The organism is Pseudomonas viridiflava, from assembly GCF_900602065.1.
Taxonomy (GTDB): domain Bacteria; phylum Pseudomonadota; class Gammaproteobacteria; order Pseudomonadales; family Pseudomonadaceae; genus Aquipseudomonas.
In genome coordinates this window covers 170749-193913 of sequence record NZ_UWFN01000095.1, presented here as the reverse complement: position 1 = coordinate 193913, position 23165 = coordinate 170749, and the positions used below count along the sequence as shown (strand labels likewise).

Sequence of the window (23165 nt, the reverse complement as noted above, 5' to 3'; positions counted from 1 at the left end):
TGCGTTATGCAGCTGGTTCGAGGCCTCCACAATCTGCGCCCCCAGCATCGGGGCTGCGTCGCCACCATTGGCAACTTTGACGGTGTTCACCGGGGCCACCAGGCTATCCTGGGGCGTTTGCGTGATCGAGCGGTCGAGTTGGGCGTGCCCAGTTGCGTGGTCATTTTCGAGCCGCAGCCGCGTGAGTTTTTTGCGCCGGCAACTGCTCCCGCCCGTCTGGCACGCTTGCGTGACAAGCTGGAACTGCTGGCCGCTGAAGGTGTTGATCGGGTGTTGTGCCTGGCATTCAATCAGCGGCTGCGCAAACTCAGCGCTGCTGAATTTGTCGACACGGTTCTGATCGACGGCTTGGGCATACAACATCTTGAGGTCGGCGATGATTTCCGCTTCGGTTGCGACCGGATCGGCGACTTCGACTTCCTGCAACAAGCGGGTAACGAGCGCGGCTTTACGGTGGAGGCGGCGCAGACCGTTGAAATCGATGGCGTTCGCGTCAGCAGCACCAAGGTGCGTAATGCTCTGGCCGTGGCGGATTTCGCCCTGGCCGAGCGTATGCTCGGGCGTCCGTTCCGGATTACCGGGCGGATTTTGCATGGCCAGAAGCTGGCGCGGCAGCTGGGTACGCCTACTGCCAATGTGCAGCTCAAGCGTCGTCGAGTGCCGCTGACCGGTGTTTATCTGGTCAGTGCAAGCATCGATGGCAAGACCTGGCCGGGCGTCGCCAATATTGGCGTGCGTCCGACCGTGGCAGGTGATGGCAGTGCCCACCTTGAAGTGCATCTTCTGGATTTTGCCGGTGATCTTTACGACCGGCGTTTGACGGTGGCTTTCCACCATAAGCTGCGTGATGAGCAGCGTTTCGCCTCCCTGGAGGCGCTCAAGACGGCAATCAATGCGGATGTCGCCGCCGCCCGTGCCCATTGGCATGGTCAATCGCTAATCAAGAGCCTGAAATGACCGACTACAAAGCCACGCTTAATCTTCCGGACACCGCCTTCCCAATGAAGGCCGGCCTGCCCCAGCGCGAGCCGCAAACTCTGCAGCGCTGGGACAGCATTGGCCTGTACCAGAAGCTGCGCGAAATTGGCAAGGATCGTCCCAAGTTCGTTCTGCACGACGGTCCTCCTTACGCCAACGGCAATATTCACATCGGTCACGCCGTTAACAAGATTCTCAAGGACATGATCGTGCGCTCCAAGACCCTGTCGGGTTTTGACGCGCCTTATGTTCCGGGCTGGGATTGCCATGGTCTGCCGATCGAGCACAAGGTTGAAGTGACCCACGGCAAGAACCTGTCCGCCGACAAGACCCGCGAACTGTGCCGCGCCTATGCGGCGCAGCAAGTTGAAGGTCAAAAGGCCGAGTTCATCCGTCTGGGTGTACTGGGCGATTGGGACAAGCCTTACCTGACCATGAATTTCACCAACGAAGCCGGCGAAATCCGTGCGCTGGCGGAAATGGTCAAAGGCGGTTTCGTGTTCAAGGGTCTCAAGCCTGTGAACTGGTGTTTCGATTGCGGTTCGGCGTTGGCTGAAGCAGAAGTCGAATATCAGGACAAGAAGTCTTCGACTATCGACGTGGCGTTCCCGATTGCCGATGAGGCCAGGCTGGCCGCTGCGTTCGGCGTGGAGTCGTTGAGCAAGCCTGCTGCCATCGTGATCTGGACCACCACCCCGTGGACCATCCCGGCCAACCAGGCGTTGAACGTTCATCCCGAGTTCGAATACTCGCTGGTGGATGTCGGCGACAGATTGCTGGTCCTGGCTTCAGAACTGGTTGAAAGCTGCTTGAGCCGCTACAAACTGGAAGGCACCGTCATTGCGACTACGACCGGTGCCGCCCTGGAACTCATCAACTTCCGTCACCCATTCTACGACCGCCTGTCGCCTGTGTATCTGGCTGACTACGTCGAGTTGGGCGCTGGTACTGGTGTAGTTCACTGCTCGCCCGCTTACGGCGTCGACGACTTTGTGATCAGCAAAAGCTACGGCTTGACCAACGACGACATCATCAGCCCGGTGCAGAGCAACGGTGTGTATGTCGATTCGCTGGAGTTCTTCGGTGGCCAGTTCATCTTCAAGGCCAACCAGGCGATCATCGACAAGCTGGCCGAAGTCGGCAGCCTGATGGACACCGAGACCATCACCCACAGCTACATGCACTGCTGGCGTCACAAGTCGCCACTGATCTACCGCGCCACCGCGCAGTGGTTCGTGGGCATGGACAAGCAGCCTGAGACGGGCGACACCCTGCGCGAGCGGGCCGTGAAAGCCATCGAAGACACCCAGTTCGTTCCGGCATGGGGTCAGGCTCGCCTGCACTCGATGATCGCCAATCGCCCGGACTGGTGCATCTCCCGTCAGCGCAACTGGGGCGTGCCGATCCCGTTCTTCCTGCACAAGGAAAGCGGCGAGCTGCACCCGCGCACCGTTGAACTGATGGAAGAAGTCGCTCAGCGCGTCGAGAAAGAAGGCATCGAAGCCTGGTTCAAGCTGGACGCCGCCGAATTGCTGGGTGACGAAGCGTCGAAGTACGACAAGATTTCCGACACGCTGGATGTCTGGTTCGACTCGGGTACTACGCACTGGCACGTGCTGCGCGGTTCGCACCCGATGGGTCATGAGACCGGCCCGCGTGCCGACTTGTACCTGGAAGGTTCCGACCAGCACCGTGGCTGGTTCCACTCCTCGCTGCTGACGGGGTGTGCAATCGATAACCACGCGCCTTACCGCGAATTGCTGACCCACGGTTTCACCGTAGACGAAAACGGCCGCAAGATGTCCAAGTCGCTGGGCAACGTCATCGCGCCACAAAAGGTTAACGACACTCTGGGCGCCGACATCATGCGTCTGTGGGTCTCGGCGACTGACTATTCCGGTGAAATGGCGGTTTCCGATCAGATCCTGCAACGCAGCGCTGACGCCTACCGGCGGATCCGCAACACGGCGCGTTTCCTGCTCTCCAATCTGAGCGGTTTCAATCCGGCTACCGATATCCTGCCGCCGGAAGAAATGCTCGCGCTGGACCGTTGGGCTGTCGACCGTACCTTGCTGCTGCAGCGTGAGCTGGAAGAGCATTACGGCGAATACCGTTTCTGGAACGTGTACTCCAAGATCCACAACTTCTGCGTGCAGGAGTTGGGTGGTTTCTATCTGGACATCATCAAGGACCGTCAATACACCACCGCGGCGGACAGCACCGCACGGCGTTCCTGCCAGACCGCGCTGTTCCACATCTCCGAAGCGCTGGTGCGCTGGATCGCGCCGATCCTGGCGTTCACCGCCGATGAGCTGTGGCAGTACCTGCCGGGCGAGCGTAACGAGTCGGTCATGCTCAACACCTGGTACGAAGGCCTGAGCGAAATGCCGGCTGACTTCGAGCTGGACCGCGCCTACTGGGAGCGGATCATGGCGGTGAAGGTGGCGGTCAACAAGGAAATGGAAAACCTGCGCGCAGCCAAGGCGATTGGCGGCAACCTGCAAGCTGAAGTGACTCTGTATGCTGAAGACGCGCTGGTCGCCGACCTGTCGAAACTGAGCAACGAACTGCGCTTTGTGCTGATCACCTCCACGGCCAGTGTCGCGCCATTGCTCGATGCACCGGCCGATGCGGTGGTGACTGAGGTGTCGGGTCTGAAGCTCAAAGTCGTCAAGTCCGGCCACGCCAAGTGCGCCCGTTGCTGGCATCACCGTGCTGACGTTGGCGTGAACCCGGAGCATCCGGAAATCTGCGGCCGTTGCGTAGACAACATCAGCGGTGCTGGCGAGGTTCGTCACTATGCCTAAGGCTGGTTTTGGCCGCTTGGCCTGGCTCTGGTTGAGCCTGCTGGTCCTGGTCATTGACCAGGCCAGCAAGTATTACTTCGAGCACCGTCTGGAATTGTACGAACAGATCGTGATCATTCCGGACTACTTCAGCTGGATGCTGGCTTACAACACTGGTGCGGCCTTCAGCTTCCTGGCCGACAGTTCGGGCTGGCAGCGCTGGCTGTTCGCCCTGATCGCGATTGTGGTCAGTGTGGTGCTGGTCGTCTGGCTCAAGCGTTTGGGGCGAGACGAGACATGGCTTGCCATTGCGCTTGCGCTGGTGCTGGGCGGCGCGCTGGGTAACCTGTACGACCGCATCGTCATCGGGCATGTGATCGACTTCATCTTCGTACACTGGAAAGAGCACGGCTTCCCGGCATTCAACGTCGCTGACAGCGCGATTACTGTCGGTGCAATCATGCTGGCGCTGGACATGTTCAAGAGCAAGAAAACCGGAGAAACCGTTAATGACTGAACAGGTATTGACCGAGCAGCGCATCGGTCAGAACACGGAAGTCACTCTGCATTTTGCTTTGCGCCTGGAGAACGGCGAAACAGTCGACAGCACCTTTGAAAAGGCTCCGGCCACCTTCAAGGTGGGTGACGGCAACCTGCTGCCTGGCTTTGAAGCTGCATTGTTCGGCTTCAAGGCGGGTGACAAGCGCACTGTGCAAGTCTTGCCGGAAAACGCCTTTGGTCAGCCGAACCCGCAAAACGTGCAGATCATCCCCCGTTCGCAGTTCCAGGACATGGAGCTGTCGGAAGGTTTGCTGGTGATCTTCAATGATGCCGCCAATACTGAGCTGCCGGGTGTGGTGAAGGCTTTCGATGACGCGCAGGTGACCATCGACTTCAATCACCCGCTGGCGGGCAAGACCCTGAGCTTCGAAGTGGAAATCTTCGAGGTCAAGGCGCTCTGAACAAGCTTGAACCTGAGCCCGGCTTCGGTCGGGCTGTTTCGCACGTAGACACGAGGCACCCCATGCAAATCAAACTCGCCAACCCCCGCGGCTTCTGTGCTGGAGTGGATCGTGCGATCGAAATCGTCAATCGCGCCCTGGAAGTGTTTGGCCCGCCCATCTATGTGCGCCATGAAGTGGTTCACAATAAATTTGTCGTCGAAGACCTGCGCGCTCGCGGTGCGATCTTCGTTGAAGAGCTGGATCAGGTGCCGGACGACGTCATTGTGATCTTCAGCGCCCATGGTGTTTCGCAAGCGGTGCGTACTGAAGCGTCGGGTCGTGGCCTGAAAGTGTTCGATGCGACCTGTCCGCTGGTGACCAAGGTTCACATCGAAGTCGCGCGTTACAGCCGCGACGGTCGCGAATGCATTCTGATCGGCCACCAGGGGCATCCGGAAGTTGAAGGCACCATGGGGCAGTACGATGCGAGCAACGGTGGTGCGATCTATCTGGTCGAGGATGAAGAGGACGTCGCCAACCTGCAGGTGCGTAATCCTGAAGCCTTGGCGTTCGTGACCCAGACTACGTTGTCCATGGACGACACCAGCCGCGTTATTGATGCCCTGCGCACGCGATTCCCGGCGATTGGCGGGCCGCGCAAGGATGACATCTGCTACGCCACACAAAACCGCCAGGATGCGGTCAAGCAGTTGGCCGATGAGTGCGATGTGGTATTGGTTGTCGGCAGCCCTAACAGCTCCAACTCCAACCGTCTGCGCGAGCTGGCCGAGCGTATGGCAACCCCTGCCTATCTGATTGATGGTGCAGAGGACATGCAGCGTGGCTGGTTCGACGGCGTTGCGCGCATCGGCATCACCGCAGGTGCCTCGGCACCGGAAGTACTGGTGCGTGGTGTGATCCAGCAATTGCACGAGTGGGGCGCAACCGGTGCCGACGAACTGGCCGGCCGCGAAGAGAATGTAACCTTCTCGATGCCCAAGGAACTGCGGGTCAAATCGCTGCTGTAATGCGGCAAACCAGTACCCTGTAGGAGCTTCCGAAGGCTGCGAGTCATTTAGCCTGACACACCGCGATCGCAGCCTTCGGCAGCTACAGGGAATGCGTTTGCCAACACAGGTCTGCGGAAGCTCCCGCGCTACCCGCAAAGCTTTTCCGGCTTTGGCACGCTTTCAATTCTGACCCTGCCGGTATTGGCCATCACCACTGTGTGATGGCTCAGCGTGTCATTCACTGCGCAGATGAAGAGACTCCCGGACACAAACCCGCTGTCTGATGGCGAACCCAGCGCGTTAAAGCGAATCTGTCGCGTGACATGCTGGTTGCCGAAGACTGGCACCTTCCCGCTTCGAGTCCGCTCGGTCAGCACCAGATCATCCTCGCTGTTTTTCGGGTCAACTACGATCTGCCAGCCTTTGCTCCAATCCTCATCAATCGCCCGGATCACCACCGGTCGGCTTCTAAGAATCGCCTCCGTTCGCGCTGTGCGTATGCCGCTAGCCAGTTGCTGAGCCACATCAAGCCGCCGCTGGCTCATGACGAGCTCACTGAATGCCGGAACGGCAAGGGTGACGATCAGTCCGATGATTACCATCGTCACTGCCAGCTCGATTATCGTAAAACCCGCTTGTTTCATGCATTTCCCTCCTTGGAAATTGTCATTTGAATGTCAGCCGGGTACTCGTCCCAGCCAAACAACCGTACATCCCTGTTTACAGTTTCAGCGCTGGATGCTGTCCTATAGTCGTAACGTCAAGGAGACACTCAATGACTCAGCGATCCAAGGGGTTCACCCTCGTCGAATTGTTAATCACTGTGTCGTTGGTGGGGATACTCGCGGCTATTGCCATTCCCAGTTTCAATAGCTCGATACAGGGATCGAAGGCCGACACCGAGGTCAGTGATCTGCAGCGCGCGCTCAACTTTGCCCGGCTTGAGGCGATAAACCGGGGAGTGAACATTCAGGTTCGGCCCAATGTTGACGGTACTGCCTGGAACACTGCCCTCAAGGTGGTGCGCGCGAGCGATACGTCGAGCGTGAACGCTTTGAGGGTCACAGCCCCCATGGGCAGCGGGGCTGCGCTGGCGGTTCCGGGTGTCAGCTTGATCGAGTTCAATAACCTCGGCGGGCTCTCGGCACCGGCGAGTGCCGTTGCAATGACTTACACACTGGGCACGACGATTACCAAGACTGTCTATGTATGCTTGAACGGCCGAATAGTTTCGAGTGGAAATTGCGATGGTTAAGGGACGAAAGGGTAGTCAGATTGGCATGACGCTGATCGAGGTGTTGGTGTCTGTGCTGATTTTAGGCATTGGCCTGTTGGGGGCTGCCGCGATTCAACTTAACGCACTTAGGTATACCGACAGCTCGGCCATGACCAGTCAGGCCAGCTTCATCGCCTACGACATGATGGACCGCATCCGGGCGAACGTAGATGGTAATGCCGCGAACAATGGTTCCAATGTCCTGGCTAGCTATGCACTGGCTTCATTGGCCAATGCGCCCGCAGCCAGTGCTAGCAATATGAGCAATGCCGTCACGCAGGACCTGGCCGACTTCAGCAGCAATATCACTAACTTTGCCGGAACCGCCGGTGCCAACAGCAAGATCGTGATCGCCAAACCCGTTGTGACCATCACGATTACCTGGGATGACACGCGGGCTGCCGCTGCAAGCGATACTTTTCTGGGCAGAACCCCGGGCGCGACCAACCCGCAACAGTTTGTCCTGAGTACACGCATCGGTGTTAACGACGTGGTAGCCCCATGAACAGATCTGTTCGGGGTTTTGGTCTGGTCGAGATCATGGTGGCGCTGGTGCTGGGCTTGATCGTGAGCATGGGCATCGTGCAGATTTTCATCGCCTCCAAAGGCACTTATCAGTCTCAGAATGCTGCCGCACGGATGCAGGAAGATGCGCGTTTCGCCCTGAGCAAGTTGATGCAGGAAATCCGCATGACCGGGATGTATGGCTGCCTTGATTTCGATACGACGATCGTCGCCCCGGCAATCGCCAAGCCTGCTGATTTCACTAATCCGATTCTTTGGGATAACGCCACCAACACACTGACGCTGGTGACCGCCGACGTGGGCACATCCGGCAGTTCGCCGACCTGGAGCGTGGTCTCTGATTGCAAGACTACCTCCCGCATCTATAGCGGAGCGCGCGCGCCAGGAGTGGGAGAAACCACTTTCCCCCTGCGCAAGATCACTTACAGCCTGAGCGGGACCGATTTGAGGATGAAGGTCGGAAATGGCAGTGAACCACCGCAGCCGTTGGTGAGTAACGTTCAGGCATTCACCGTCGATTTCGGGATAGCCGGTGCACCGATGTCCTACACCAGAGTTATCAGCAGCCCCGCGCTGGCCTCCAGTATTCGCAGCGTGCGCCTGACCCTGACCGTATTTGACCCGGCGGGGAAAGTGCGTAACCAGACCTATAACGTGGTTGCTGCTTTGCGTAACCGGTTCTGAACGGATGCATGCCATGAAGACAAGCTCGCGCGCTATTTCAAAGGGATATCCTTCCAGGCAAAAGGGCATGGTGCTGTTGATCAGCCTGGTCTTTTTGCTGCTGCTGACGCTGGTGGGCGTCTCGTCGATGCAGAACGCAACCTTGCAGGAAAAAATGGCAGGCAGCGTGACGGTACGCAATCAGTCCTTTCAGATGGCAGAAGCAGTGCTGCGGCTTGGCGAGTCGGCTATTCAGGTCGCGGGTTATTCATTGGCCGCCTGCACGACTACGGCCGCGTGCGCGCCTCCGGCTGATTCAACTTCAGTCACTGCGGCAGGCAACAGTTCGGCGGGCGTTCCATGGGTAGCCGCGGGCGGGGGCTTTTATGTGATTCAGAACATTGGTGTCACCGCCTCGCCGGTCAATCGGCCGCCTACTTGTTCGGCCAGCAGTTCCGTCACCCTTTATCGGGTGACGGCGAGCGTAGTTCAAGGGGTATCGAGAACGGTACTGGAGAGTATTTATGCCAATTGCTAGGTTGCCGGCCCGTATTCTGAAGTATGTCTACGGTGCATTACTGGCGTTGTACCTGACGGCCCCCGCGTATGCGTTTACCCCCGCGCAAGTGCCGCTGCTCAGCTCTCCGGCGGTGCCGCCTAATCTGATGTTGTTGGTGGATAACTCGGGGAGTATGTACAACATTATCTGGGCATCGGGTTTTGATCCGACTGTAGCCCGTACCCCTGTGAGTTATCTTCCCAACTGCCTGAACGGGTTACTTGTTGTACCTTGTCTTGAGTTGAAGGAGATCTCGGGAAACGAGACGTTGGCATTGGCGGATGTCAGCGCACTTGGCTTAATTGGGCTTTCGCTTCAATGTCTGGTGGGCGGGATACCTATTTATCGCAATGGTTTTCAGCGCTGCATGAAACTACCGGACCCAGCCGGAAACGGGCAGACACGTTACACCGCCAACTACCTATCCTGGTTGATAGATCAGGTCCCGCAGAACTTGCTGGGGTTCAGGGACTACACCACCGGCAACATCCCCAATGATTACCGGATGAACATTGCCAAGACCGTCGCTACCAATCTGGTGACCAACAACACGTCGTTGCGCATTGGCCTGGCCCAATTTAATGACCCCAATAATTTCGACCTCGGCCCCGGCGGCAGAATTACCAGACCTGTTGCCGACCTTTCGCCAGTGACTGCAACGGTTTATCAGCCCACACCGGTGACTCAGGCGCAGGCCACGACCAATATCAATAATCTGAAAAACTCCATTGCGGCACTGACGCCATCGGCCAATACGCCGATGGCGGAAACTTACTATGAGATCACACGTTATTTTCGGGGGATGACCTCTTACTATCCAAGTCCCCCGACGACTTATACCAGCCCGATTCAGTATCGCTGCCAGAAGAACTATGGCGTGGTGATCACTGATGGTTTGCCGACCTATGACCGGACGTTTCCCACCAACGATCCGGATGACCTTGCCGATTCCTCGCGGTCGCTGCCCAACTGGGATTTGAACGCCGCTAACGACGGCACTCTGGTGGGTGATGACGAGGGCAGTACGTTCTACCTCGATGACCTGGCTAAATTCGCCTACGACATTGATATGCGAAAAACCTCGGATGGCACTGACCTGACTGGCAAAAGCTGGGACACCACCGGTTTCAACAAGCAGAACATGAGTACCTACACCATCGGCTTTACGCTGGGGGACCAGATGCTCATCGACGCTGCCGACGACAATCATGGGCACGGCAAGTACTACCAGACTAACGACAGCGCCGGGCTGACCAACGCGCTCAACCTGACACTCAGTGATATTTATGCCAAGGCCGGTTCGGGCGGTGGCGGGGCGGCGAGCTCTTCAACGCTTACTTCCTCTACGCGGATCTATCAGACCCTGTACGACCCTGCTGACTGGCGCGGCACGATCAGGGCTTACAACCTGGATGGCACTACCGGCGTTCAGCAAACCACACCCGCCTGGAGCACCGACTCGCAAATCACCAGCACGGCAACTGCTCCGGTTTTCGAGTCATGGAACACCGCCACGTCAGCAAAGATCACCCTCAACTTCACTAATTTTTCCACGCCACAACAAACTGCCCTCAATGCGACCTTGCCAACAGGTTTCACCGGAGCGCAGCTCATTGCGTGGACTCAAGGGACTGCGAACAGCCGGTTGCGCACCCGCACTCGCTTGTTGGGCGACATCATCAACTCACCTCTTACGGTTGCGCAGCCTACCGAAAAGACCTCTGCGGACCTGACCGGTAATACCTCGTACGCGACGTATCTGACGACCAAAGCAGCCAACATGAACCTCAACCTGCTGGTTAACGCCAATGACGGTTTTTTCAACGTCATCAATGCGACCACGGGGGCTCGTCGCTACGCGTATATGCCGTCGACTGCATTGACGTCACTCGCAACTATTGCGTCGCCAACCTACGGTTCCGGGGTCCACAAGTTCACAGTTGACGGTCAGATCAGCGTTTTCGATACCCAGATCGGAAGCACTTGGTCGACCGTTGCTTACGGCGGCACCGGCGCGGGTGGCAAGGCGTTCTTTGCGATCAGTCTGTTTCAGGGTACTGCCAGTAACATCGGCGCATTATGGGAGGTCAAGGCCCCTGATACCTCTACGCCTGCCAATCTCTACAACAATCTTGGTTATGCCTATTCAAAGCCTGATGTGGCGCGTATGGCCAACGGCACTGGCATTGTCGTAGTGGGTAATGGCTACGGCAGCTTTACCGGCAACGCATCATTGTTCGTGCTCAACGCCGCCACCGGAGCCGTGATCAGAGAGATCCCGATTCCGGCGGCCTATGCCGCAGCGGACAACGGTCTGTCTTCGGTAAAATTGCGGGTCAACGCGCAGAACGTTGTGCAAGCGGCCTATGCTGGCGACTTGAAAGGGCGCATGTGGAAGTTCGACATGAGCGGCGCGGCGGCCAGTAGTTGGGGAGTCGCCTTTGGCAACAAACCCCTGTTTACCGCACCGGGCGGTGCTACACAGCCGATCACCGTGCAGCCTCTGCTGGTAGACCATCCTACCAACGGCAAAATGGTCTATTTCGGCACCGGTAAATTCATGGAGGTCGCGGATAAAACCACCACTGACCAACAGGGGTTTTATGCGGTCTGGGATCCCGATACCGGTGTAGGTGACGTGACGCAAAGTGGTTTGCAGCCACAAACCATCACGGGCACCATCACCGGCAACGGCGCCTCTTACACCACGACGTCCAGCAATGACGTTGATTGGGCGTCAAAGAGGGGCTGGTATCTGCTTCTGAACACGACTGAGCCTTTTGTCGGCGAGCGAGTGATCTACCCGGCACAAACCACTCGTGGGCGGATTCTTTTCACCACCGCTGCAGTCAACTCGGCGGACCCTTGTGAAAGCACGGGTACCGGACGGGTTTTCCAGCTGGATGCTGCCAAGGGCGGAATGCTTAATTACGCGATTCTGGATACCAACGGCGACGGCAAGATCGACTCTGCCGATTCGCGCGTGGCGGGCATTGCGATCGGCACGGGTATTCCGAATCTGGTCGCGGTCGTGGCCGGACTGGCTGGCGCGGATGACAACATGTATATCATCGATTCCAGCGGTAATTTCATTCGTCTTCCAACGAAGGGTGATGGTAGCGGCAACAACGTTTACCAACGCATCATGTGGCGGCAAATACAGTAAGGAATACGGCGGATGCGCAGCAGATCAACAGGCTTTACCTTGATGGAACTCATGATTGTCGTAGCGATTGTCGGTATTCTTGCTTCCATTGCGTACCCCAGTTACACGGAATATGTGAGGCGTACCCATCGGGCGGAGATTGCCAGCCTGTTGACTGAGCAGACTCAGGCACTTGAGCGGTTCTTCTCCCGCAACGGTAAATATACGGATGTCGCTGCCGCCGGAGGCAACGCGGCGGTAAACCTGATTATTTCGCCGGGTAACGCTTATTACACCATCGCTGCAGTTCGGGCCGATCAGACGTTCACATTGACTGCGACACCTGTGGCAGGGTCGATGATGAACGGTGACAAATGCGGCAATTTCGTCATTACCAATACCGGCGCTATCAGCAACTCCACGGGTCTGGCCAGTAAAGACTGCTGGGGCCGCTGATCGGCCTTTTGAATGAGAGCAAGATGTCCAGGCAGGTTGTGATTGTTGGCGGGGGTGTGATCGGTCTGTTGACGGCGTTCAACCTCGCATCCGAAGTGGAAAAGGTCGTGCTGCTGGAACGCTCCGATGTAGGGCAAGAGTCCTCTTGGGCGGGCGGCGGCATTGTTTCTCCACTTTATCCCTGGCGTTACAGCGCTGCAGTAACAGCGCTGGCGCATTGGTCGCAGGATTTTTATCCACAACTCGCCGAACGCCTGTTTGCACAGACAGGCGTCGATCCCGAAGTCCACACCACCGGTTTGTACTGGCTGGATCTGGATGATGAACAGCAGGCGCTGGAGTGGGCGGTGCGCGAGGGGCGACCGTTGAGTTCGGTGAACATCTCTGCGGTGCACGATGCGGTGCCCGTGCTGGGCGAGGGCTACACGCGGGCCATCTACATGGCTAACGTGGCTAACGTGCGCAATCCGCGGCTGGTCAAATCCCTTAAAGCCGCCTTGCTGGCGCTGCCCAATGTCACCGTCCATGAGCACTGTGAAGTGCTGGGTTTTGTCCGCGAGGGCGACCGGGTGCTGGGCGTGAGTACCTCTTCCGGGGATGTTCTCGGCGATCAGGTAGTACTGGCGGCCGGGGCCTGGAGTGGCGAGTTGCTCAAGACGCTTGGCCTTGAGCTACCGGTCGAGCCGGTCAAGGGCCAGATGATTCTGTACAAATGCGCGTCGGACTTTCTGCCGAGCATGGTGCTTGCCAAGGGGCGATACGCGATCCCCCGGCGTGACGGGCATATTCTGATCGGCAGCACGCTGGAGCACGAAGGCTTCAACAAGACCCCCACCGATGTCGCACTGGAAAGCCTCAAGGCTTCTGCGATCGAGCTGCTGCCTGCGTTGGCTGACGCTCAGGTGGTTGGTCATTGGGCAGGCCTGCGTCCGGGCTCGCCTGAAGGTATTCCCTACATCGGCGAGCTGCCCGGGTTTGCTGGGCTATGGCTCAATTGCGGCCATTATCGCAACGGCCTGGTACTGGCGCCTGCGTCGTGCCAGTTGCTGGCAGACCTGCTGGTCGGACGTGAGCCGGTGATAGATCCGGTACCGTATGCGCCGACGGGAAGGGTGAGAGGGCTGCTGGCGTAGCTCAACGCTTGCTCGCGAAGAACAATGACGCGAAATGCCTGATACACCGCGGCGCCGATATCGCGGGCAAGCACCGCTCCCACAGGGATGGCATTGCAGTTTAAAAAGTATGGATGGTTGATGGATACAGAGCTTCAGGCGCTCTGATGCCGCCCGGCCAACCTAAATCCTTGTTGGAGCGAGGCCTCAATGTTTGCTGCGCGACAGGGCTTTGTTAGTGACACTGGGCGACCTCCTACAGGTCATGTGTTGCTGAGTGCCAGCAGCTCTACTCCAACCCAAGCTTTTTAAGCCGATAGCGCATTGACCTGAACGTCAGGTTCAGGCGCTGTGCCGCTGCTGTTCGATTCCAGCGGGTTTCTTCCAGAGCTTGCAGGATCAGTTTGCGCTCGATGCTTTCCAGATAGTCTTCAAGGTTGTCGATGTCGGCGAGGTTGGCGCTGTCTTGTTCCGACGGTGCTGACGGTTGCACCAGGCGCAGGTCGGCTACGTTGATCTGGTCGTTCTCGCACAAGGTATAGGCGCGTTCGAGAATGTTCTCCAGTTCGCGCACGTTACCCGGAAAACGGTAGCTCTTGAGTGCCTCCAGCGCTTGCGGATCAAGTCGGGCAGGGGGCTGCGACGATTCATCGGCAAGGCGTTTCAGGACATGTGCGGCCAGTTGCTCGATGTCCTGGCGACGCTCACGCAGCGGTGGCACCTGTAACTCGATCACGTTGAGCCGGTAGTACAAATCCTGACGAAAGCGCCCGGCGGCGACTTCGATTTGCAGGTCCTTGTGTGTGGCGCACAGCACGCGCACGTCCACCACCAACTCCTGCTGAGCGCCGACGCTACGAACCGATTTTTCCTGAATCGCCCGCAGCAGTTTGACCTGCATGGCCAGTGGCAGGTCGGCGACTTCATCCAGAAACAGTGTTCCGCCATTGGCCGCCTGAAACAGCCCCGGTTTATCTTCGTGAGCCCCGCTGAAACTGCCCTTGCGATGGCCAAAAAACTCGCTTTCCATCAGTTCCGAAGGGATCGCGCCGCAGTTGACCGGGATAAACGGCTGCTCTGCGCGTGGCCCTTGTTCATGGATCAGGCGCGCGACTCGCTCTTTACCGCTGCCGGATTCACCGCTGATGTAGACCGGTGCCTGGCTGCGCGCCAGTTTGCTGATTTGCTGGCGCAACGCCTGAATGGGCGGCGAGTCTCCCTGCAAGCGACGAGCGATGCCCGGCTCTGGCTGGATTGGCTGCTTGAGGCGCAGAGCGCTGCCCACCAACTCCCGCAGCCTGCTCAGGTCCACCGGTTTGGTGAGGAAATCGAAAGCACCGGCTTTCAGCGCGTGAATCGCCGTGTCCAGGCTGCCATGGGCGGTGATCATGGCCACCGGCGTCAGCGTATGGCGCTGCTGGATATGCTGCACCAGTTCAAGACCATTGCCATCCGGCAAGCGCATGTCGGTCAGGCACAGGTCGAATGGCTCACGAGCCAGCCAATCGCGGGCCTCCTTGACGTTACAGGCGCTCCGGGTATCGAGTTTCATCCGGCCCAGAGTGATCTCCAGCAGTTCGCGAATGTCCGGCTCATCATCGACTATCAGGATTTTTTGCCGCTGGCTCATGGTCAACTCAACTTCAACGGATGGGCGAAGGTGATACGCAGACAACTGCCGCCACCTTCCCGAAATGTGTAGTCCAGATGCGCCTGATTGCTCTCGCAAAGCTCCCGTGAAAGGTAAAGGCCCAGGCCGGTGCCTTTGCTTTCTGTTGTGAAAAAGGGCTCAAACATCTTTGTCATGTGTTCTTGAGGGACGCCGGGGCCATCGTCCAGCACTTCAAGGATGGCCTGGTCACTGAGCGGTGCCTGAAACAGCTTGATCCACACTTGCGCACGCTCATGGCTCTTACCACTGTAGCGCAAAGCATTTTGTACGAGATTGTTGAGCACTTGATTGAGCTGTTCGGCGTCCATGCGAGTGGTCAGTGGAGCAGGGGTGATTAGCAGGTGGATCGATTGATTGGCGTTCAGCCTGCTGCGAGCCTCGTCGACAAACTGTTCCAGCCACGTTTTCAAGTCCAGCAAGTGTGGTTCGGCGTGGCGCTGGCGGGACAACTGCAGAACGTTTTCGATGACGCGATTCATGCGTTGCGATTGCTCGTGAATGATCTGCCCCAGACGATGATCAGCACTGCCGAGCTCCTCGGACTCGTTAAGTAACTGCGCGGCATGACTGATCGCACCCAACGGGTTACGAATTTCGTGAGCAATGCCCGCTGTGAGGCGACCCAGTGCGGCGAGTTTCAGTTGTTGTGCCTGTTGTGATATCTGCGACAGATCTTCCAGAAAAATCAGCGTCTGGCGTTGATCACCCCGGTTGAGTGCGACGAAGCCCGGTTGCAGGACCGGGCCAGCAGAGGAGACTGAAATGCTTTGCGGTGTCAGCACGGGATTGATCAGCCATTGGCGCAGACGTGACACCAACTGCGGCGAATAGGTATCGAGAACCAGCCCGGTCAATTGCTCATAGCCCAGCAAATTGAGGGCGCTCTGATTGGCCAGCAGCACACGACGCCGGGCGTTCAGCACGATGATGCCGGTACGCATGCGTTGCAGAATGAGAGCGTTGAGCTCTTCGAGATTATCGACATCTGCGGCGCGTTGCTCTGCCAGTGTTTCGCTGATGTGCAGGCGTCGCGTCAGGGCCTGCACCAGTACTGCGGCGGCGAAGCACAGCGCGCCCAGCGAACTGGCCTGGAGGTAATGGCCTGCCGCAGCGGGGGTGCTGAAGCTGATGTAGAAGGTCAGGTAGATGATGCCGATGGCCGCGACGGCCGCTATCAACAGGCCTGTACGACCGCGGAGCAATACGTTGCTGATCGCGACGGAGGCGATAAGCACGTTGCCGATCCCGCTGGGTGGCCCGCCCCCGGCATAGAACAGGGCTGAGAGCATCAAGGCGTCGACCATCGCCAGGGTAAACAGCTGCGCCTGACGAGTGGGGCGCTCCAGCAGTACGACGATGAGGATGTTGGAAACCAGATACAGCCAGCATCCGGCGCGAAACAGGTTCGGATTGGCCATTTCCAGCAGTTCGATATCCAGACTGCTGGAGATAAGCAGCACCAGCATGATGCCGATGGTCAGTCGATAGAGGTGGTACAGACGCAGAATGCGCTGGGCCTGAGGGCTGCCCAGCGAGAGTGTTTCAGCGATCACGTGCCGCCGGGCCTTCCAGGCGATGCGTCTCGCTGCAATACCATTGTTGTCCCTGGCTCAGGGCTCGGTCCCGAGGCAAGTGCACGCCGCACTGGGCACAGCGGACCATTGGCGCAGCGACTTCTTCGGGCGGCGGTGCTTTGCGACGTGGGGCTGGCGGGTTGAGCAGACGCTTGACGAACCACACCACCGCCGCGATCAGCGCGACCCACATAAGTAAGCGAATCATGATTTCCAGCTTAGTGATTTTAGATTTTGCAGTGTAGCGAAGGAGGGCGGGTTGTGTCTCTCAGGGCGCGGGTCTAACGGAGGGAATGCCGAAAACTTCTATGTTCGCCAGCGACGTGGGACCGGCTTTAGCCGGGAAGTTGGTCTTTCTCAAACAGAACCCAATGGTGGGGCATTTTCTGTAGGAGCTGCCGAAGGCTGCGAAGCATTTCGCCAGACACACCGCCTCGCAGCCTTCGGCGGCTCCTACAAACCACTCAATATCGGGACACAAAAAAAGAGGCCCGCAGGCCTCTTTTTTATTAACGCAGGTGTCAGTCAAACACACCAAACGTCATGTAGCTGAACCACGAACGGTCGTTGTTGCCTTCGGCTTCGTGTTCCTGCTCGTCGAGCTCTTCCTGGTTTTCTGGCAGCAGATCACGAGGGATGGCTTGTTTGGCATCTTCGTACTGCTTGATCACGTCCTGGTTGGCGCGGGTTTCACCCGGCGGCAGCGGCGGATTGCTTTCGATCAGGCCCAGTGTTGCCTTGGACAGCCACGAGCGGTTATCCGCTTCGGCTTCGCGAGGCACGAACTGACCATCGACCAGTTGCGGATGGTTTGGATAGTTGGCCTTGAGCACTTCCAGGCTGGTAGCAGCCAGGTCGTCCAGGTGCAGACGCTGATAGGACTCGACCATCACCGCCAGGCCGTCACCCACGGATGGGGTTTCCTGGAAGTTTTCGATCACATAACGGCCGCGGTTGGCGGCAGCTACGTACGCCTGACGGGTCAGGTAGTAGTCGGCAACGTGGATTTCGTAGGAAGCCAGCAGGTTGCGCAGGTAAATCATGCGCTGCTTGGCGTCCGGCGAATAACGGCTGTTCGGATAGCGGCTGGTCAGTTGCGCGAACTCATTGAACGAGTCGCGAGCGGCACCCGGGTCACGTTTGGTCTGGTCCAGCGGCAGGAAGCGCGCCAGCAGGCCAACGTCCTGGTCGAACGAAGTCAGGCCTTTCATGTAATAGGCATAGTCAACGTTCGGGTGCTGCGGGTGCAGACGGATGAAGCGTTCGGCAGCGGATTTCGCAGCTTCCGGCTCACCGTTTTTGTAGTTCGCGTAAATCAGTTCGAGCTGTGCCTGATCAGCATAGCGACCGAATGGATAACGCGACTCCAGCGCCTTGAGCTTCTCAGTGGCCGTCGAATAGCTGTTGTTACCCAGATCGGCCTGCGCCTGCTGGTACAGCTCGACTTCGCTCAGGTTTTCGTCAATCACTTCCTTCGACGAGCAGGCAGCGGTGAGTGCGAGGATGGCTATCAGCAGCAGGTGTTTCACTTGCATGGCGGCTTGCGTCCCTATAACGGTCGCTGTCTTGGGCGTGACCGTCCTGTTATGATGAGCACCCCGCGGAACCCCCGGGGCAAAAGACGCCGTATTTAACCACAAGCGCGCTGCCGAAACCAAAGGCTAGCCGCCACCTAGTCTGGCCATGTCCGAAAATATAGAACTTCGCGCAGAGGTGCCGTCCGAATTGGGCGGTCAACGCCTCGATCAAGTCGCCGCACAATTATTCGCTGAGCACTCGCGCTCGCGCCTTTCTGCCTGGATCAAGGACGGCCGTTTGACGGTGGACGGAGGCGTATTGCGCCCTCGTGACATCGTGCACGGTGGTGCTGTTCTGCAATTGATCGCCGAGCAGGAGGCCCAGGGCGAATGGCTCGCTCAAGACATCGAACTCGATATCGTCTATGAAGACGATCAGATCCTGGTCATCAACAAACCTGCTGGTCTGGTGGTGCATCCCGCTGCGGGTCACGCTGATGGCACGCTGCTCAATGCCTTGCTGCACCACGTGCCGGACATTATCAATGTGCCGCGTGCCGGTATCGTGCACCGTCTCGACAAGGACACCACCGGTCTGATGGTGGTCGCCAAGACGATTCAGGCGCAGACCCAGCTCGTGACCCAGCTGCAAAGCCGTACCGTGAGCCGCATCTATGAGTGCATCGTGATCGGTGTTGTCACTGCCGGTGGCAAGATCGACGCGCCGATTGGCCGTCACGGTCAGCAACGCCAGCGTATGGCGGTCATGGAAGGCGGCAAGCAGGCGGTGAGTCACTACCGCGTGCTTGAGCGTTTCCGCTCCCACACCCATGTGCGGGTCAAGCTGGAAACCGGTCGTACCCACCAGATTCGTGTCCACATGGCGCACATCAACTACCCGTTGGTGGGCGATCAGGCCTATGGCGGTCGTTTCCGTATTCCGCCAGCCGCCAGTGTGACCATGGTTGACTCGTTGAAAACCTTCCCACGTCAGGCGCTGCATGCTCGCTTCCTGGAGCTGGATCATCCGACCACCGGTAAGCGCATGAGCTGGGAATCGCCGTTGCCTGACGATTTCGTCTGGCTGCTGTCGCTGCTCAAGCAGGATCGCGAGGCGTTCATCGGGTGAGTGACTGGCTGATTCCCGACTGGCCCGCGCCTGCGGGGATCAAGTCCTGCGTCACAACCCGTAACGGCGGCGTCAGTCTGGCGCCGTTTGAAAGCTTCAATCTGGGCGATCACGTTGACGACGATCCGCAAGCCGTCGCTGCCAATCGCCTGAGCCTGACCTCAGCCCTGCAGATTCGGGCCGCCTGGCTAAAACAGGTGCATGGCGTGGTGGTTGCCGAGGCCGACCCGACTCAAGTGGTCGAGGCCGACGCCAGCCGGACTGCAACCCCGGGCATCGCCTGCACCATCATGACTGCTGATTGCCTGCCCGCTCTTTTCTGTGATCGGGCCGGCACGCGTGTGGCGGCTGCTCATGCCGGTTGGCGTGGTCTGGCGGCCGGTGTACTGGAGGCGGCCGCCGACAGTCTGCAGGTGGCGCCTGAGGACATCATGGTCTGGCTTGGCCCTGCCATTGGCCAACCGTCCTTTGAGGTGGGGGGGGAAGTTCGTGAGGCTTTTATCAGCACGCATCCGCAAACTGACGCTGCTTTTATACCCAGCAAAAATCCTGGCCGGTTCATGGCCGACATTTATGCCCTGGCCCGTCTGCGGCTGGCAGCTCACGGGATTACCGCTGTTTACGGTGGCGGTTTTGATACCTTCACTGATCCTCGCTTCTATTCTTACCGCCAGAGCGCCCGCAACGGCCGGTTTGCTTCGCTGATCTGGATCGATCCCGTCAGGTAGGAGCCGCCGCGCAGTCCCTGACACCACGCTGTCGCGCAGCAAACACAAAGCCTGTGGGACCGGATTCATCCGGGAAGGCGGCATTCCCGACGACGATGAGGTGGCGGATGTACCGACCTCTTCCCGAATAAACTCGGTCCCAAAGGTTCTTTGTGAATTCGAATAGTTACGTGTTGTTTGATGAGCGCGAACTTGATAGCTCGGTTCTGCGTGCGAGAACTCATTCATGAGGCTATCGTTCAGGCTTCGTCCTGCAATGCTGATCTGCGTCAACTAAATTCAGCTTGAATCTCACGCAATTGCCCGCATGTAGTGGGCATCCAGCAGGTTTTTTTCATAGGTGTGTTTATTTGCTCCGGCCTGCTTATATAGGAAGGTGACTAATGCGTATCGATAGATTGACCAGCAAATTACAGTTAGCGTTATCTGATTCCCAATCCCTGGCGGTAGGTCTCGACCATCCAGCCATTGAATCTGCACATTTGATGCAGGCGCTGCTCGACCAGCAGGGCGGCACTATCAAGCCGTTGCTGTTGCAGGTTGGCTTTGACATCAACAGCCTGCGTAAAGAGCTGACCAAAGAGCTCGACCATCTGCCGAAAATCCAGAACCCGACCGGCGACGTCAACATGTCGCAGGATCTGGCGCGTCTGCTTAATCAGGCAGATCGTCTGGCGCAGCAGAAGGGCGACCAGTTCATCTCCAGCGAGCTGGTCTTGCTGGCGGCGATGGACGAAAACAGCAAGCTGGGCAAGTTGCTGCTTGGCCAGGGTGTCAGCAAAAAGGCACTGGAAAATGCCATCAGTAATCTGCGTGGCGGTTCGGCGGTCAACGACCCTAATGTTGAAGAGTCGCGTCAGGCGTTGGACAAATACACTGTCGACCTGACCAAGCGCGCCGAAGAAGGCAAGCTGGACCCGGTGATCGGCCGTGACGACGAAATCCGTCGGACCATTCAGGTGCTGCAACGGCGGACCAAGAACAACCCGGTGCTGATTGGCGAACCTGGCGTGGGTAAGACCGCCATCGCTGAAGGTCTGGCCCAGCGCATTATCAACGGTGAAGTGCCGGATGGCCTGAAGGGCAAGCGCTTGCTGTCCCTGGACATGGGCGCACTGATCGCCGGTGCCAAGTTTCGGGGTGAGTTCGAAGAGCGCCTGAAGTCGTTGCTCAATGAGCTTTCCAAGCAGGACGGTCAGATCATCCTGTTCATCGACGAACTGCATACCATGGTCGGCGCCGGTAAAGGCGAAGGCTCCATGGACGCGGGCAATATGCTCAAGCCTGCGTTGGCGCGTGGCGAGCTGCATTGTGTCGGTGCGACCACGCTTAACGAGTATCGCCAATATATAGAGAAGGATGCGGCGCTTGAGCGGCGTTTCCAGAAAGTGCTGGTGGATGAGCCGAGTGAGGAGGACACCATCGCGATCCTGCGTGGCTTGAAGGAGCGCTACGAGGTTCACCACAAAGTCGCGATCACGGACGGCGCGATCATTGCGGCGGCCAAGCTGAGCCATCGTTACATCACTGATCGGCAGTTGCCGGACAAGGCCATCGATCTGATCGACGAAGCGGCCAGCCGTATTCGTATGGAAATTGACTCCAAGCCGGAAGTGCTCGACCGTCTTGAACGCCGTCTGATCCAGCTGAAGGTTGAATCCCAGGCATTAAAGAAAGAAGACGACGAAGCTGCAATCAAACGTCTGGAAAAACTTCAGGAAGAAATTGTCCGCCTGGATCGTGAATACGCTGACCTGGAAGAAATCTGGACCTCGGAAAAAGCTGAAGTCACCGGTTCTGCGCAGATTCAGCAGAAGATCGAACAATCGCGTCAGGAGCTGGAAGCCGCTCGTCGGCGTGGCGACCTGAATCGCATGGCTGAATTGCAGTACGGGATCATTCCCGACCTGGAGCGCAGCCTGCAAATGGTCGACCAGCATGGCAAGCCTGAGAATCAGTTGCTGCGCAGTAAAGTGACTGAAGAGGAGATCGCCGAAGTCGTCTCCAAGTGGACCGGGATCCCTGTGTCGAAGATGCTCGAAGGTGAGCGCGACAAGCTCCTGCGTATGGAGAGCCTGCTGCACCAGCGCGTGATTGGTCAGAACGAAGCGGTGGTTGCTGTTTCCAACGCGGTACGTCGTTCTCGTGCCGGTTTGTCTGATCCGAATCGCCCAAGTGGTTCGTTCATGTTCCTCGGCCCAACCGGTGTCGGTAAGACCGAGCTGTGCAAGGCGCTGGCGGAGTTCCTGTTCGACACTGAAGAAGCGATGGTGCGTATCGATATGTCCGAGTTCATGGAGAAACATTCCGTGGCTCGACTGATCGGTGCACCGCCAGGCTATGTAGGTTATGAAGAAGGCGGTTATCTCACCGAGGCGGTACGTCGCAAGCCTTACTCCGTGATCTTGCTGGACGAGGTGGAGAAGGCGCATCCGGATGTGTTCAACATCCTGCTGCAGGTGCTTGAGGACGGGCGCCTGACTGACAGTCATGGTCGCACGGTGGATTTCCGCAATACCGTGATCGTCATGACCTCCAACCTGGGCTCCGCGCAGATCATCGAGCTTTCGGGGGATCGCGAAGCACAGCGCGCGGCGGTGATGGATGCGGTCAGCAATCACTTCCGGCCGGAGTTCCTGAACCGTATCGACGAGGTGGTGATCTTCGAACCTCTGGCCCGCGACCAGATTGCCGGCATTACGGATATTCAGCTGGCTCGCCTGCGCAGCCGTTTGACCGAACGCGAACTGAAACTGGAGCTGAGCCCCGAGGCGATGGATAAACTCATCGCGGTGGGTTACGACCCGGTTTACGGTGCTCGCCCGCTCAAGCGTGCTATCCAGCGCTGGATCGAGAACCCGCTGGCGCAGTTGATTCTGTCCGGTGGGTTCATGCCTGGCTCCAGTGTGACCGGCACAGTGGTTGACGACGAAATCGTGTTCAACTGATTTCGTCAGCGGCCCGGGCTCGTCGGTGATGCATATTCAGACGAGCCCGACGCTGCGAATGGACGGATTTGCGAAGGCTGAAAGGCCATCTGAAAAAAAATCGCAAATCATTGTCTTAAAAGCAATTTAAGGGGTTGACACCT

Annotated in this window: 20 protein-coding genes; 15 read left to right on the top strand and 5 right to left on the bottom strand. The window is 58.0% G+C overall.

Annotated elements, in window-relative coordinates:
* Positions 1–6 precede the first annotated feature (6 nt).
* The 5 genes from ribF to ispH all read left to right on the top strand — a co-directional run bounded on the left by ribF (position 7) and on the right by ispH (position 5736).
* Positions 7–957 carry a bifunctional riboflavin kinase/FAD synthetase gene (gene ribF / locus EE949_RS03550; RefSeq protein WP_122662940.1) on the top strand — a complete coding sequence of 317 codons (951 nt, stop codon included), beginning with the start codon at positions 7–9 and terminating at the stop codon, positions 955–957.
* On the top strand, positions 954–3785 hold the full coding sequence (gene ileS / locus EE949_RS03545; RefSeq protein WP_122662937.1) for an isoleucine--tRNA ligase: 2832 nt from the start codon (positions 954–956) through the stop codon (positions 3783–3785). The genes ribF and ileS overlap by 4 nt, the downstream gene beginning before the upstream one ends.
* A complete protein-coding gene (gene lspA / locus EE949_RS03540) occupies positions 3778–4281 on the top strand; it encodes a signal peptidase II (RefSeq protein WP_122662935.1) in 504 nt (167 codons plus the stop codon). Before ileS ends, lspA begins: the two co-directional genes overlap by 8 nt.
* Positions 4274–4726, top strand: a complete 453-nt coding sequence (fkpB, locus tag EE949_RS03535) for an FKBP-type peptidyl-prolyl cis-trans isomerase (protein ID WP_122662933.1) — start codon at positions 4274–4276, stop codon at positions 4724–4726. Before lspA ends, fkpB begins: the two co-directional genes overlap by 8 nt.
* Positions 4727–4788: 62 nt before the next feature.
* Entirely contained in the window at positions 4789–5736 is a 948-nt protein-coding gene (gene ispH / locus EE949_RS03530; protein ID WP_122662931.1) for a 4-hydroxy-3-methylbut-2-enyl diphosphate reductase, read from the top strand.
* 128 nt (positions 5737–5864) lie between these two features.
* Here ispH and EE949_RS03525 read toward each other — a convergent pair whose 3' ends face one another.
* Complete coding sequence (locus EE949_RS03525; protein WP_122662929.1) at positions 5865–6362, bottom strand: GspH/FimT family pseudopilin; 498 nt, start codon at positions 6360–6362, stop codon at positions 5865–5867.
* 131 nt (positions 6363–6493) lie between these two features.
* Here EE949_RS03525 and EE949_RS03520 point away from each other — a divergent pair, with 131 nt between their 5' ends.
* The 7 genes from EE949_RS03520 to thiO are packed head-to-tail and all read left to right on the top strand — an operon-like array spanning position 6494 to position 13475.
* Positions 6494–6973 (top strand): GspH/FimT family pseudopilin, encoded by a 480-nt coding sequence (locus EE949_RS03520; protein WP_122662927.1) that lies wholly within the window; start codon positions 6494–6496, stop codon positions 6971–6973.
* Positions 6966–7499, top strand: coding sequence for a type IV pilus modification protein PilV (gene pilV / locus EE949_RS03515; RefSeq protein WP_240350576.1), 534 nt, complete (start codon positions 6966–6968; stop codon positions 7497–7499). The genes EE949_RS03520 and pilV overlap by 8 nt, the downstream gene beginning before the upstream one ends.
* Positions 7496–8203, top strand: a complete 708-nt coding sequence (locus EE949_RS03510) for a PilW family protein (RefSeq protein WP_122662925.1) — start codon at positions 7496–7498, stop codon at positions 8201–8203. The genes pilV and EE949_RS03510 overlap by 4 nt, the downstream gene beginning before the upstream one ends.
* Before the next feature lie 13 nt (positions 8204–8216).
* Positions 8217–8720: a pilus assembly PilX family protein gene (locus EE949_RS03505; RefSeq protein ID WP_240350577.1), complete on the top strand. Its 504-nt coding sequence runs from the start codon at positions 8217–8219 to the stop codon at positions 8718–8720.
* Complete coding sequence (locus EE949_RS03500; protein WP_122662921.1) at positions 8707–11907, top strand: pilus assembly protein; 3201 nt, start codon at positions 8707–8709, stop codon at positions 11905–11907. The genes EE949_RS03505 and EE949_RS03500 overlap by 14 nt, the downstream gene beginning before the upstream one ends.
* 12 nt (positions 11908–11919) lie before the next feature.
* The gene (locus EE949_RS03495) at positions 11920–12342 is read left to right on the top strand and encodes a type IV pilin protein (RefSeq protein WP_122662919.1); all 423 of its coding nucleotides are present in this window, start codon (positions 11920–11922) and stop codon (positions 12340–12342) included.
* Positions 12343–12365: 23 nt separating this feature from the next.
* The gene (gene thiO, locus EE949_RS03490; protein ID WP_122662917.1) at positions 12366–13475 is read left to right on the top strand and encodes a glycine oxidase ThiO; all 1110 of its coding nucleotides are present in this window, start codon (positions 12366–12368) and stop codon (positions 13473–13475) included.
* A 268-nt stretch (positions 13476–13743) separates the two neighbouring features.
* Here the strand turns inward: thiO and EE949_RS03485 are convergent, their stop codons facing one another.
* The 4 genes from EE949_RS03485 to EE949_RS03470 all read right to left on the bottom strand — a co-directional run bounded on the left by EE949_RS03485 (position 13744) and on the right by EE949_RS03470 (position 18235).
* Positions 13744–15084 (bottom strand): sigma-54-dependent transcriptional regulator, encoded by a 1341-nt coding sequence (locus tag EE949_RS03485; protein WP_122662915.1) that lies wholly within the window; start codon positions 15082–15084, stop codon positions 13744–13746.
* 2 nt (positions 15085–15086) lie between these two features.
* A complete protein-coding gene (locus EE949_RS03480) occupies positions 15087–16679 on the bottom strand; it encodes a sensor histidine kinase (protein ID WP_122662912.1) in 1593 nt (530 codons plus the stop codon).
* Positions 16669–16908, bottom strand: coding sequence for a PP0621 family protein (locus tag EE949_RS03475; RefSeq protein WP_122662910.1), 240 nt, complete (start codon positions 16906–16908; stop codon positions 16669–16671). Before EE949_RS03475 ends, EE949_RS03480 begins: the two co-directional genes overlap by 11 nt.
* Before the next feature lie 313 nt (positions 16909–17221).
* Positions 17222–18235 carry an outer membrane protein assembly factor BamD gene (locus tag EE949_RS03470; protein WP_122662908.1) on the bottom strand — a complete coding sequence of 338 codons (1014 nt, stop codon included), beginning with the start codon at positions 18233–18235 and terminating at the stop codon, positions 17222–17224.
* A 148-nt stretch (positions 18236–18383) separates the two neighbouring features.
* Here EE949_RS03470 and rluD point away from each other — a divergent pair, with 148 nt between their 5' ends.
* The 3 genes from rluD to clpB all read left to right on the top strand — a co-directional run bounded on the left by rluD (position 18384) and on the right by clpB (position 23022).
* A complete protein-coding gene (gene rluD, locus EE949_RS03465; protein WP_087272735.1) occupies positions 18384–19346 on the top strand; it encodes a 23S rRNA pseudouridine(1911/1915/1917) synthase RluD in 963 nt (320 codons plus the stop codon).
* A complete protein-coding gene (pgeF, locus tag EE949_RS03460) occupies positions 19343–20074 on the top strand; it encodes a peptidoglycan editing factor PgeF (RefSeq protein ID WP_122662906.1) in 732 nt (243 codons plus the stop codon). The genes rluD and pgeF overlap by 4 nt, the downstream gene beginning before the upstream one ends.
* Positions 20075–20457: 383 nt before the next feature.
* Positions 20458–23022: an ATP-dependent chaperone ClpB gene (gene clpB, locus EE949_RS03455; RefSeq protein ID WP_122662904.1), complete on the top strand. Its 2565-nt coding sequence runs from the start codon at positions 20458–20460 to the stop codon at positions 23020–23022.
* Positions 23023–23165: the final 143 nt, after the last annotated feature.